This window comes from Paraburkholderia antibiotica (assembly GCF_012927125.1).
GTDB classification, from domain to species: Bacteria; Pseudomonadota; Gammaproteobacteria; order Burkholderiales; family Burkholderiaceae; genus Paraburkholderia; species Paraburkholderia antibiotica.
Genome location: NZ_JABBFZ010000004.1, coordinates 76,078 through 88,064, shown reverse-complemented (window position 1 = coordinate 88,064; position 11,987 = coordinate 76,078). Strand labels below are relative to the sequence as shown.

Below are 11,987 nucleotides of genomic sequence, written 5' to 3'. Positions count from 1 at the left end.
CGCGGTTGCCGGATTCGCCGCGTTTGCGGCATTGGCCGCATTGGTCGCATTTGCCACGACAGGCCCGCACTGCGCTCGCCGTGAGCCTCGCCTGTGCGCTCGCCGCCTGCTCGTTCGGGCCGAACGGCGACGCGCCCGCGATGCCGCAGCCCGCGCACTACGGCGCCGAAGCACTGCCGACGCAGACGGTGCCCGCGCAAGGCGTCACGCAACAGTTCGTGGCCGGCGCCAAACCAGTGCCCGAATGGTGGAAGCTGTATCGCTCCGATGTGCTGAACGCGCTGGTCGACGAAGGCCTGCGCAACAGCCCGACGCTGGCCGCGACCGACCACAGCCTCGCGGCCGCGCGCGAGCAATTGCGCGCGCAGGTCGGCAGTTCGCTGCTGCCGACCATCGACGCCGGCGGTCAGGCAACGCGCAATCGCGCGCTCGCGATTCCCGAGGCGGGGCCGAATACGTTTCTATACAACGTGTTCGTCGGCCAGTTGCAGGCGCACTACACGTTCGATCTGTTCGGCGCCGCGCGTCTCGCGAACGCGGCGCTCGCCGCACGCGTGAACGTGCAGGTCTATCAGCTCGATGCGGCGCGCCGCGCGCTCGCCGCGAACATCGTGACCGCGACGATCACGAGTGCCGCGCTGCACGCGCAGATCGACACGACCGAACGACTCGTGACGCTCGCCAACGACCAGGCACGCGACACCGCGCGACGCTACGAACTCGGCGCGGTGTCGCACGCCGATCTGCTGAGCGCGCAACAGAATGCGGCGAGCGTGTCGGCGAGTCTGCCGGCGTTGAAGCAGCAGTGGCTGACCACGCGTCATGCACTCGCGGTGCTGATCGGCCGCACGCCCGACGCCGCGCCCGACGACATCGCGCTCGCGCAATTGCACGTACCCGAGCAGGTACCGGTCGTGGTGCCATCCGAATTACTGCGCTCGCGGCCCGACATCCAGGCCGCCGATGCCGGACTGAAGGCCGCGGCAGCCGACGTCGGCGTGGCGACCGCGCAGATGTTCCCGAGCCTGTCGCTGTCGGCATCGATGGGACAAGGCGGCTTTAGCTGGCCTGTCGCGCTGTCGGGCGCGGGCGCGATCTGGAGCATCGGCGCGTCGCTGTCACAGCCGCTTTTTCATGGCGGTGCGCTGCTCGCGCAACGACGCGCGGCGCTCGAGACCTACGACGCGACCGTGTCGCAATACAAGCAGACGGTGCTTGCCGCGTTCCAGAACGTCGCCGACACGCTGGCCGCGCTCGAGCACGACGCGCAATCGCTGGATGCCGCCAACGTCGCCGCGCGCTCCGCGCAAGGCGTATTCGACGACACGTCGGCGCGTTACCGGCTCGGCGCGCTGCCCGTTGCCTCGACGCGTTCGAGCGAACAGCAATGGCGCAACGCGCAGCTCGACGAGATTCGCTATACGAGCGCGCGGCTCACCGATACGGCGGCACTGTTTCAGGCGATGGGAAATCCACCGGTCGATCAAACGGATGCGGCGTCTGCTGCAGCGTCAGCTTCCGTTGGCACAACGAACGGAGACCCAGCGAACGGAGACCCAGCGAACGGCGCCCCAGTGAATTAAGCCTGGGATTCCGTATTAACGACCGCCGACTTATCCCCAATTTATGTTGAATAGCCTGTTGAAAACTCTCTGATAAACGCGCTAACGCATTGAGCGAACCAGGATTTGTTTGACGCGGCGCGAAATGAACCAGCGCGTGCTGGAGCGTGGATTTTGAACGGTTGATTTTTCTTGTGATGAAGAGGTTGGGATGCCTCAATGTCAAGTGCGCGAGAGTGATACCGATGAATCGGTGTGGCAGCACGACACGCGCAGGGACGTTGAGCGACATCCCCACCACAGGTAGGAAGCGGAATTCTCTCCTCGCGAGCATCCTGACCAATGACGGAGGTGTGCTATCAGATTCCTGCATGCGTGAAGCGCAACTGCACTCACCCACTCCTCGAACTTTCAAACTCAGACGCCAGACGAGCAAGAGCTTCCGATAGCCCTCCCAACCGTTGCGCTTCCAAAGCAAGATACGTTTATGACAAGACAAATTCCCTGATCCAGAAACAGGCGAATTGACTTCTTCAACGTGGAAACATCACTCATGAAGAGGCTAGACAGCTAGTTGAAGTTCATCTAGCCGCTCTTCATAAAAATTAACCGTCGAATATTTAACCTCAATATCTGAAGAAAGATAACTTGAGTTATTATCAATCCTGCTGCAAATGAAATGCGCAGGGAATCTATTAATAGCAGTCCAGTGTAAAGGTAGGAAATTCCAATTCCAGCATATTGGGTTTAGCCACGAGGTGAATATCCTGATGGATAATAAGACAGGCAACATCACGGGGCCGCGTAACCATGTTCCGATGAATCTGGAAAAGGAATTCGACGCCACTAGCCCTTATCTTTATAAAGCCATCGCCACAGGGCAAACATTAAAACCGGCAGAGTTGAAGTGGTATCAAATCAACGACGCGGGCCAGGAAGAGGTCTATTTCATCATGTTGTTTGAGGGGGTAAAGGTGGCGGGCGTCAACCCTGGAGTGACGAACACCAAACTTGCTGCCATGTCGCAACTCAATCATGCTGAATCGGTCGGCCTGTTGTATGAGCGCATCACTTGGCACTATACGGACGGCAACATCGAGTTCACGGACAGTTGGAACGAGCAGGCATAAGAATGGCTCTACATGGAAAATTTGTAGTCGACAATTCTCCGACCTTGATGCTCGCAATGTCTGGCGTCGGAACGTTCCCAGCATTCTCCGGGGACAACGTTTATCGCAACAGAGGTGGATGCACGGCTATCGTGGGGAAAGGACCATTGCCCGCCGGAAAGTATTGGATCGTTGCGCGGCCGACTGGCGGAATAGGCTCTCGATTAGAGGCCTTGATGAAAGATACATGGAATACCATTATCGGAAGGCCATCTCATCATGATGAATGGTTCGCCCTTTATCGGGACGACGGAACGATAGATGATTGGACGTGGGTAAATGGCGTCAAGCGTGGTGACTTCCGGCTGCATCCGGCTGGTGGTTCTGGCGTCTCCTTCGGATGCATCACACTGAAGAGCGGCGTGGATTTCAACAAGCTTCGACAAGTGCTTCTTCATACCACCACTGTCCCAGCCGGCAATTCTGGATTACGTGCTTATGGATGGATCGAGGTGACGACAATTGGCGATACTTGTCCGTAGAATTTTAAAGCTCTGTCTTTTTGCCGCATTCTTTGTTTTATCTGTGCGGTATGTCCACACCTACCCATTACCAATGCCTATGGAGCAGCAAGGTATTTTGATCGAAATCTCGGATAGACTCGGAGTGGCCGATTACGAGTTGCTTTACATCATTGCAATGACGGCTCTGGATCTGATTGTGACGATCATGCTTTATGCATTGACAATCAAACTGTGGCGAATGTGGCGAAGAAGTAGTGCTGCGTGATTTTGACTGGCCCCTTTGCAGGGGCCTTTATTTTGAGAGTAAAGGCCGCTGAGAGCCGTCGTTGATGAATTAATACGTCACTCCAAAACGGGAGTGGTCACCGACACATCTTTCCAGGTTAAAGAGTAGCGCTGTCCGAGCCCTGGAGGGTGTTAGGCACTTTGGATAATCGGCTCAGTATCAACATGGCAAAGACGACGAAGTGCAGACCAGCCAAGGTTTCGGGCAGGCACTGGTAATCGCGAGCCAGTCGCCCGAACCGGTTGAGCCAGCCGAAACTGCGCTCGACCACCCAGCAACGCGGCAGCAGCACGAAGCCCTTTTTCGCCTCGGGCAGCTTGATGACATGCAGTTCAATACCTCCGTTACGCGCGGCCTGCGCGGCATCCTCGCCTGTATAGCCTTCCGTTACCTGCTGAACCTGACGGGCAAGCTCGGCCACCTGCGCGCGCTCCTGCTCGTTGGCTGGCGTAATATGCACAGCCAGCAGATTGCCGGCTCTTCAGTCTGCCTTTTCTGGCGGAATGGCTATTCATCGCAAGACAGCTAGTCGTCAAATTTTCGCTGACTACGCACCTTGCTCCACCAGTAGACCTGCACAACCGCAGCGAATCCCAGCACGATTCCGGCCGATGAAATAAGGAAAGCCAGGTCGGACTTTTGCGAGGCAGTCTCTACCCCATACATCCGTACCGACCAGTTCCATATGGGGTTTGAAAAGTTCAGCGGCGTCTCCGGATGCATGATCCACCAGATTGCATTGGCAAAAATCGCAACCGTCAGGCATTCGCCCACCGCGAGGCAGATCAGGATTCTTTTCATACCACGGTCAATTCGCCATACGCTTTCAACTGCGACCCAGGTACTGCCACCTTCGGCGTATCGGTAAATATCGAACGGATCCGATGCCAGTCCGCAAGTCGATCAATTGTTATGCAACCTTCGCTAGAACATCAATAATCAGGCGATGTCAGAGAACGCATTGTATGCATTGATTTTTTTGATAAGAAATCAATTAAATCGAACTTGCCATACGACAAATTCGGCTTTGCACAATATATTTAGATAGAGCTTCCAGTAGCACAACGCTCCGCACGAAAACGACAAGCCCCTACTTGCGCAGCGCTGTCCGCTGCGCAAGTAGGGGCTTGTCGATCCTGGAGTAAGACGGCGGCCACCTTAATGGCACATGGCCGACGCGACTTTTATTGGAACACCCCAAAGCCGCGCCGGACAAGCATTACATCATCACGGCTTATTCGACTCGAACAAATCCATAATCTGCTTCTTCTCGCTCGACGACACGCTCGGCGGCGGCACCGTCGGCGGCGTCATGCCTGCCGGCCCCACGCCACCGACCGCATCGCTCGCGCCCGCCAACGGGTTGCCCGAATCGAGGCCGATGCTCGCGATAAAGCCATGCCCCGGCATCATGTCAGTGAAGAACAGCTCGCCGTCCGCCACCGTCACGCCGTCCGGCTGCTGCGGCTCGGCCTGCGGCACGCCACGCAACGCGCGCTGCATGTACTCGACCCAGATCGGCAGCGCGAGCTGCGCACCGAACTCTCGGCTGCCGAGGCTCTTCGGCTGGTCGTAGCCCATCCACGCCACCGCCACCAGCGACTGCTGATAGCCGGCGAACCAGCCGTCCTTCGCGTCGTTGGTCGTACCGGTCTTGCCCTGCAGGTCCGAGCGCTTCAGCACGTTGGTGCCCGCGCCCGTGCCCGCCGTCGCGACCGAATGCAGCAAGCTGTTCATGATGTACGCGTTACGCGGCTCGAGCGTGCGCGGCGCGTCACGACCCGCGACGAGCGGTTGCGCCTTCGACAGCGGCGTGCCGCGCGCATCGGTGACTTCGTTGATCAGATACGGATTGATCCGATAGCCGCCGTTCGCGAACACCGAATACGCACCGGCCGACTGCAGCGGCGTGACGAGGCCCGCGCCGAGCGCCATCGGCAGATACGGCGGGGTCTTGTCGGCGTCGAAGCCGAAGCGCTGCGTCACGAAGTCCTGCGCATACTTGGTGCCGATGAACGACAGGATGCGGATCGACACGAGGTTCTTCGACTTCTGCAGCGCGAGGCGCATCGGCATCGGACCGTCCGGCTGATCGTCGTCCTTCGGCTCCCATGCATCGCCGCCCGGCGCGCTCGGCGGGAAGTACAGCGGCGCATCGTTGATGATGGTCGCCGGTCCGAGACCCTTGTCGAGCGCGGCCGAATAGATGAACGGCTTGAAGCTCGAACCCGGCTGGCGCCAGGCTTGGGTCACGTGGTTGAACTTGTTCTTGTTGAAGTCGAAACCGCCGATCAACGCGCGGATCGCGCCGTCCTGCGGCGTCAGCGACACGAGCGCGCCTTCGACCTGCGGCAGCTGGGTGATCTGCCAGTTGCCCTTGTCGTCGGCGATCAGGCGCACGATCGAACCCGGCTTGATGCGCTGCGCCGCACTCGCGCGCGCGCTCAACGCGCCGGCCACGAAGCGCAGGCCGTCGCCCGCCACCGTCACCTGGGTGCCGTCGACCAGTTGCGCAACCACCTGCTTCGGGCTCGCCCCGGTCACCACGCCGGCGATGATCTCGCCGTTGTCCGGGTGATCGGTCAGCGCGTCGTCGATGGTCTGGTCGCGGTCGTCGCCGGCCTCGGGCAGTTGCACGAAGCCCTCCGGTCCGCGATAGCCATGGCGCCGTTCGTAATCCATCACGCCCTTGCGGACCGCGCGATACGCGGCGTCCTGATCGGCCGAGTCGATCGTCGTGGTCACGTTCAGGCCGCGCGTATAGGTTTCGTCCTTGTACTGCGCGTACATCATCTGCCGCACCATTTCGGCGACGTACTCGGCGTGCACGCTGTACTCGTTGCCCGGATTCTTGGTGTGAATCTCTTCCTTCACCGCCGCGTCGTACTGGTCGCGCGTGATGTAGTTCAGCTCGAGCATGCGCCGCAGGATGTACTCCTGACGGATCTTCGCGCGCTTCGGATTGACGACCGGGTTATACGCGGACGGCGCCTTCGGCAGACCCGCGAGCATCGCGGCCTCGGCGAGCGAGATGTCCTTCAGGTCCTTGCCGAAGTACACGCGTGCGGCCGCGGCGAAACCATACGCGCGCTCGCCCAGATAAATCTGGTTCATGTACAGCTCGAGAATCTGGTCCTTCGTCAGCGCGCGCTCGATCTTGTACGCGAGCAGCATCTCGTAGATCTTGCGCGTGTAGGTCTTTTCGCTGGACAGGAAGAAGTTGCGCGCGACCTGCATCGTGATCGTGCTCGCGCCCTGCGACGCCCCGCCATGCGCGAGGTCCGCGAAACCGGCGCGCAGAATGCCGACGAAGTCGACGCCGCCGTGTTCGTAGAAGCGGTAGTCCTCGATCGCGAGCACCGCTTTTTTCATCTGGTCGGGAATGTCCTGGAAGCGCACGAGGCTGCGGCGCTCCTCGCCGAATTCGCCGATCAACACGTGATCTGCGGTATAGACGCGCAGCGGCACCTTCGGCCGATAGTCGGTCAGCGCGTCGAGCGAGGGCAACTGCGGCCCCATCACGACGAGCGCATAACCGAGGATCAGCGCGCCGATCACGGCCACGGTCGCGATCAGGCCGACGAACCACAACACGAGCGACGCGCCGAACGAACGGCGGCCACGCTCGGCATCGCGCGAAGCGGCATTGCGTCCAGGAGTGCGTTGATAGGAGTCCCGGTCTTCACCGGCCGGAGAATGCGAGGAGTGCGGTCGTTTGATGATTGGCATGACTGGAGTAATGGGCGTGCAACAGCACGCCTGTCTGCACGCGCTCGCGGCGCGCGCATGGGTCGTGTTCGACATCCTGGCCGGGACGTACGCCGCCCTGCGGACCTTGCCCCCGGCCGGCCGCACGGCACGCCTCGGACGATGTCCGGCGCAACGTAACAGCGCATTTTAAAGAAATCGGCGGCAGTCCAACGCAGTTTTTTTGTAAGAATTCCCTTCGCGCGACGCCTTTTTATAGTAAGGGTCTGTAATTTCGGGCAATGCTTCACGATGCTCGCACGCGACGCGTGATTTATGCGGGGTTATCAACAGAAAATGTCGATATAGCTGTGGACAATCCGCTCGCAAACACTACAACTCATTGATGTCACGGGATTTTCGCGCGGCGCACGTTTCGCGGCGACGCAACTCGTCATATGATGAAGCCGGCGCACGCGAGCACCTCGACGCGCGCCACGGGGATCCCAACGGCGGGTCCAATGCGGGGTCCGGCACCGTTATCCGGAGACACGCCGCGACCCGCTCATGCCGTCCAGCCTGCGAGCCGATCATGACCAAGCCCAGCGAGCGCATCGTCGTATTCGTCACGACCGCGCAGAAACGCGCGATTACCGCGACTGCGGAAGATCTGGGCATCAGCGTGAGCGAGCTGATGCGGCGCGCGGTACTGAGCTTCGGTGCGACCAGCGAGCAGGTCAAGGCGGCGAGCATCGTCGACCGGTTACGCGCGCCGCGCGCGCCCGATGCGTTGAACGCGGCGCTGCAACGTGTCGCCCGCGGCACGCGCCACGCGCGCGCGACGTTGCCGGCGACGTTGCAGGCACGTGATGCGGATGCTGCCAATCCATCTTCCGATAACCCGGCGTCGCCTGACGCTGCGGCTCATGCGAATCCGACCCACGTCTCCGGCGCGAAGGCGTCCGCCGAGCCGGCCCATCCCGATGGCTCCGATCACGCGGCACAGTCGCCGCTCGCCGGGCACACATTGACGCCCTCGCCCGCTAGCGCGCATGGCGCTCCGCTGCTGCCCGCCGGCGTCGCCGCCGCGTTGGCGGCCGAACAGGACGAACAGGCGGCGGCCACCGCCGAAGCCGTCGCGCGGCTGACTGCGGCACGCGCTGCGGAAGGCACCGTGGACGGCGCCGAAGCCGACGCCGCCGTCGCACAAGCGCAGCCCGATCCGCCGGTGCGTCTGCGCAATTCGCTGAAACGCCGCCGCACCGACAAAGTCCCCGACGACGACGAACCGCACGGCGATCCGAGCACCGAAGGCGGTCACTTTGCGTAACACAAGGCATGACGAAAAATTACATTGCGCGACGCGCGTCGCGAGGCCGGTAAATTGACCATCCATCGTCTTACATTGCCTTGATTAGCGCCTGGATTCGCTCCTGATTGGCGCCCGCTGTTGCATATCGTTACATCGTCGCGGAGGCACTCGATGGCTTGTCGACAACGCACGCCCACACGCCGAATCCACGCTTTTTACAGCGTCGCAGCAGCGCTTACACGCCGACATTGCACCGACATTGTTTAACCCTGTTCCGTCAAGACGATGGTGTAATATCCGCCGTCAAGTCCATGCGCTCCATCATGCCCATCGCGGCTTTTCCTCCTCGACATCTCTCCCGGTTCCGGCCTCGCGCCCGAACAATCCAGGGGCGCGCTATTGCAATCCGCGAGTGCGCCCCGAACTCCGGTCCGAACGCTGCGCAGCTTCGCGCGCGGCGGCGTAAAGTAGCAGTTCAAAGCAGTCGCGGCGCGCGGACATCGTCGGCGCCGCTTACATTCTCTGGAGGTTTTCATGTCGCTTTTTGACAGCATTTCGCGCACGCTCAAAGGTCTTCTGAACGATGCGGCCGACTCGGTGCAGGATCCGTCGCGCGACTCGCGCCAGATCGTGCGCGAACTCGACGACAGCATCGGCCGTGCCGAGAACTCGCTGATCGAGATTCAGGCGCAGGTCGCCACTCAGCAAAGCAAGCGTGATGTTGCCGCGGACAAGGCGAAGAAGTATGAAGACGGCGCGCGCCGCGCGCTGCAGTCCGGCGACGAAGCCCTCGCGCGCGAAGCGCTCGGCGCGCAGGCCACAGCCGAAGCCGAACGCGATGCGTTGGCGAAGGAACTGACTTCGCTGGAGCCGTCGGTCGCGCAACTGAAGAGCCAGATCGACGACATGCGCTCGCGCCGCAACGACCTGAACGCGCGCTCCAACATCCTGCAGGCGAAGCAGCAGATCGCCGAGGCGAAGGACGTCGCGGCCACCGCGTTGGGCGGCATCGGCGGCAAGAATCTGTCCGAGGATTTCCAGAAGCTCGAAGACAAGGTCGCGCTGTCGAACGCGCGTTCGGACGCGCGCCTGAATTCCGCCGACGTGAAAAGCGGCAAGGCGCTCGACGACAAGCTCGCGGAGCTGGACCGCGGCCCGTCGATCGACGATCGTCTCGAAGCATTGAAGAAGCAGTTGAACACGCCGGCGCAGTAAGCGTGCATCGAAAGCCGCGCTGAAGCGCACTGCCGCCACACGCGGCAACAGCAGTTCATGCCGGCACGGCCGTTCGCGGGCGCGCCGGCATACCGGCCGCCGCAAGCGGCCACCGCAATCGACTGATGGAGACGGGCGCACCGCGCCCGGTCCGTATATGAAAAGACTTTTCGCAACCGCTTTCGCTTCGCTGATGCTGGTGTCGGCCGCCGCGTTCGCGGTACCGACCGCGCAGCAGATCGAATCGGCGATGGCGCAAGGCAACTGGCAGCAGGCCGACGCCGGCCTCGCCGAGGTGCTGCAGGCCCATCCGAACAACGCCCACGCGCACTACCTGTATGCACAGGTGCTCGATCGCGAAGGCCGTTACGCCGAAGCGCTCGACCAGGTCCAACAGGCCAGAACGCTCGATCCGCAGCTCCGCTTCACCGACCCGGGCCGCTTCGCGCAGACCGAAGCGCGCCTGCGCAGCGACGCGGAACGCGCGGGCGGCAACGTCACCCGCCACGCCACGAATCCGTTCGCCCAGCAGAATGCGCCTGCTGTGCAGCAACAGTCGGCGATGGTGTCGCAAGCGCAACAACCGCATGGTCCGGGGGTGGGTATGTGGATCGGTATCATCGTTCTGATTGCTGTGATCGCACTCGTGCTGCGCTGGACTTTGCGCCGCGCCCGCAGCCAGGAAGACACGCGCGCCGACGACGATCGTCGCGCGCAATTGAAACGCGCCACCGACATGCTGAACGCGGTGCGCTCGCTCAAGCTCGACGTGAAGCTCTCCACCGCGGCGGGTCACGAGCTGCTCGAGAAAGACGTCGAGGCAACCGAAGAGCAGTTGCGCGGCGTCGTCGAAACGCTGTCGAACGGCAAGAATCCGTTGCCGCCGTATGCGCTCGACGAATTCGACCAGCGCATCGCGAGCTTGCGCGCGCGTGCTGACGGTCGGCCCGATCCGACCGCCGCGTCGGTAGGCAGCGGCCAGTCGGCGTATGCACAGGAAGCCGAGCGCCTCGGCAACCAGCCGCCTTATCCGCAGCAGGCGCCGTATCCGCAACAGCAGCCGCAGGTTGTCGTTCAGCAAGGCGGTGGGCTCGGCGGCGGAATGGGTGGTCTGTTGACCGGCGTGTTGCTCGGCGAAGCGCTGAATCATGGTCGTGACCGCGTGATCGAGCGCGACGTGATCGTCGACGACGACGAACTGCGTCGGCGTGGCGGCGACGGCGGCAATCTCGACTTCGGTCAGGGTTCGAACGACTGGAACGACAATGGCGGCGGTGGAATCGATATGGGCAGCAACGACGATTCGGGCGGCTGGACGGATACGTAAACGTAATCGGCTGGTGCACGCCAATCGCATTACAACGTGTTGAATGAAACACAGGCTCCGCTCAGGAGCCTGTTTTTTTGTCTGCCGGTTTTGCGCGCCACTTCAAACCCGAGCCGACTCCGCCTCCCTACCCACCTCGTGCTGTGCAAGCACCGCCGCCCCCGCAAACAGCCGGACGATGAAACGCTCCGCGTAATCGACCAGCGCTTCGCGACGGCCCACGTCCGTGTCGAGATACTCGGCGGACAAATGAAAGAGCTGCAGCACGATCTGCGTACAGACTTCGTCGACGGTTTCGCGCGCAAGTAGCGGCATCAGTTCGAGTTGCACGACGTCGTCGGCCATTTCCGCCGAAATCTCGTGCAGGTTCGCGCGTACCGCTTCGCGCAACGCCGGCGACGTGCCGTGATATTCGGCGAGCGCGCTCAGAAACGCCTCGCGGTTTTCCTGGGCGAATTCGAAGAACGCAATGCACGCGCGCCGCGGCACGCTGTGCGGTTCGTCGTGCGCGGCCAGCCAGCGCTCGCGCCGCAACATCGGCCGCAGACGCCGGCTGACCGATTCGACGGCTTCGCGCGCGAGGTCGTCGAGCGCGCTGAAATGGCGGTAGAACGTGTTCGGATTGAGCCCGGCTTCACGGGCCAGCTCGCGCAACCCAAGGCTCGCGAAACTGCGGCCGCCGGCGGTCAGCCGCAACGCGGCTTCGATCAGCTTGCGTTTGCCGGGCGCCAGTTCCGGTCCGGCATCGGACGAGGTTGCGGGAACGGTAGTCATCGTGCTTCCAATCCGCACGCGCGGTGCGCGTTTAATAACAGCACTCTAAACGATCTTGACGCGATGTGTACAGTTGTCTACTCTGCGTTTTACCTTATTTGTAGACAGGTGTAGACGCCGGCGTTGCGCTTGCCGGGCGGTGGACGTGGCGCCCAGGGTCGCGCCGCCGCCTTGTTTGCCGTTTTCTGCGC

At 61.8% G+C, this 11,987-nt stretch carries 10 protein-coding genes and 1 pseudogene; 7 read left to right on the top strand and 4 right to left on the bottom strand.

From position 1 onward, the window contains the following. Positions 1–50 precede the first annotated feature (50 nt). The 4 genes from HHL14_RS09480 to HHL14_RS09465 all read left to right on the top strand — a co-directional run bounded on the left by HHL14_RS09480 (position 51) and on the right by HHL14_RS09465 (position 3,460). Positions 51–1,583, top strand: a complete 1,533-nt coding sequence (locus tag HHL14_RS09480) for an efflux transporter outer membrane subunit (protein WP_169497606.1) — start codon at positions 51–53, stop codon at positions 1,581–1,583. 653 nt (positions 1,584–2,236) lie between these two features. Further along, positions 2,237–2,692, top strand: coding sequence for a type VI secretion system tube protein TssD (gene tssD, locus HHL14_RS09475; RefSeq protein WP_169497344.1), 456 nt, complete (start codon positions 2,237–2,239; stop codon positions 2,690–2,692). Between the two features lie 2 nt (positions 2,693–2,694). Further along, positions 2,695–3,213 (top strand): DUF2778 domain-containing protein, encoded by a 519-nt coding sequence (locus tag HHL14_RS09470; RefSeq protein ID WP_169497343.1) that lies wholly within the window; start codon positions 2,695–2,697, stop codon positions 3,211–3,213. Next, entirely contained in the window at positions 3,194–3,460 is a 267-nt protein-coding gene (locus HHL14_RS09465) for a hypothetical protein (RefSeq protein WP_169497342.1), read from the top strand. The genes HHL14_RS09470 and HHL14_RS09465 overlap by 20 nt, the downstream gene beginning before the upstream one ends. A 118-nt stretch (positions 3,461–3,578) precedes the next feature. Here the strand turns inward: HHL14_RS09465 and HHL14_RS09460 are convergent. From HHL14_RS09460 to HHL14_RS09450, 3 genes and pseudogenes are all read right to left on the bottom strand, one after another. Then, a pseudogene (locus HHL14_RS09460) lies at positions 3,579–3,956 on the bottom strand (transposase); the annotation flags it as partial. A gap of 50 nt (positions 3,957–4,006) precedes the next feature. Then, positions 4,007–4,282, bottom strand: coding sequence for a hypothetical protein (locus HHL14_RS09455; RefSeq protein WP_169497341.1), 276 nt, complete (start codon positions 4,280–4,282; stop codon positions 4,007–4,009). 426 nt (positions 4,283–4,708) lie between these two features. Beyond that, positions 4,709–7,210 (bottom strand): penicillin-binding protein 1A, encoded by a 2,502-nt coding sequence (locus HHL14_RS09450; RefSeq protein ID WP_169497340.1) that lies wholly within the window; start codon positions 7,208–7,210, stop codon positions 4,709–4,711. Positions 7,211–7,760: 550 nt separating this feature from the next. Between HHL14_RS09450 and HHL14_RS09445 the strand changes: the two genes are divergently transcribed. The 3 genes from HHL14_RS09445 (at position 7,761) to HHL14_RS09435 (ending at position 11,022) form a co-directional block, all read left to right on the top strand. Further along, positions 7,761–8,498 carry a hypothetical protein gene (locus HHL14_RS09445; protein WP_169497339.1) on the top strand — a complete coding sequence of 246 codons (738 nt, stop codon included), beginning with the start codon at positions 7,761–7,763 and terminating at the stop codon, positions 8,496–8,498. A 516-nt stretch (positions 8,499–9,014) separates the two neighbouring features. Then, the gene (locus HHL14_RS09440; RefSeq protein WP_169497338.1) at positions 9,015–9,695 is read left to right on the top strand and encodes a PspA/IM30 family protein; all 681 of its coding nucleotides are present in this window, start codon (positions 9,015–9,017) and stop codon (positions 9,693–9,695) included. A 157-nt stretch (positions 9,696–9,852) separates the two neighbouring features. Further along, positions 9,853–11,022, top strand: a complete 1,170-nt coding sequence (locus HHL14_RS09435; protein ID WP_169497337.1) for a tetratricopeptide repeat protein — start codon at positions 9,853–9,855, stop codon at positions 11,020–11,022. A gap of 102 nt (positions 11,023–11,124) precedes the next feature. On the opposite strand, the gene HHL14_RS09430 is transcribed toward HHL14_RS09435, so the two are convergent. Then, positions 11,125–11,796, bottom strand: a complete 672-nt coding sequence (locus HHL14_RS09430; RefSeq protein WP_169497336.1) for a TetR family transcriptional regulator — start codon at positions 11,794–11,796, stop codon at positions 11,125–11,127. Between the last annotated feature and the right edge of the window lie 191 nt (positions 11,797–11,987).

What these genes read in the sequence shown, in the direction of transcription:
- tssD (WP_169497344.1), top strand. Translation starts at nt 2,237, where the DNA reads ATGAAATGCGCAGGGAATCTATTAATAGCAGTCCAGTGTAAAGGTAGG.
- HHL14_RS09470 (WP_169497343.1), top strand. Translation starts at nt 2,695, where the DNA reads ATGGCTCTACATGGAAAATTTGTAGTCGACAATTCTCCGACCTTGATG.
- HHL14_RS09455 (WP_169497341.1), bottom strand. Translation starts at nt 4,282, where the DNA reads ATGAAAAGAATCCTGATCTGCCTCGCGGTGGGCGAATGCCTGACGGTT.
- HHL14_RS09450 (WP_169497340.1), bottom strand. Translation starts at nt 7,210, where the DNA reads ATGCCAATCATCAAACGACCGCACTCCTCGCATTCTCCGGCCGGTGAA.
- HHL14_RS09445 (WP_169497339.1), top strand. Translation starts at nt 7,761, where the DNA reads ATGACCAAGCCCAGCGAGCGCATCGTCGTATTCGTCACGACCGCGCAG.
- HHL14_RS09440 (WP_169497338.1), top strand. Translation starts at nt 9,015, where the DNA reads ATGTCGCTTTTTGACAGCATTTCGCGCACGCTCAAAGGTCTTCTGAAC.
- HHL14_RS09435 (WP_169497337.1), top strand. Translation starts at nt 9,853, where the DNA reads ATGAAAAGACTTTTCGCAACCGCTTTCGCTTCGCTGATGCTGGTGTCG.
- HHL14_RS09430 (WP_169497336.1), bottom strand. Translation starts at nt 11,796, where the DNA reads ATGACTACCGTTCCCGCAACCTCGTCCGATGCCGGACCGGAACTGGCG.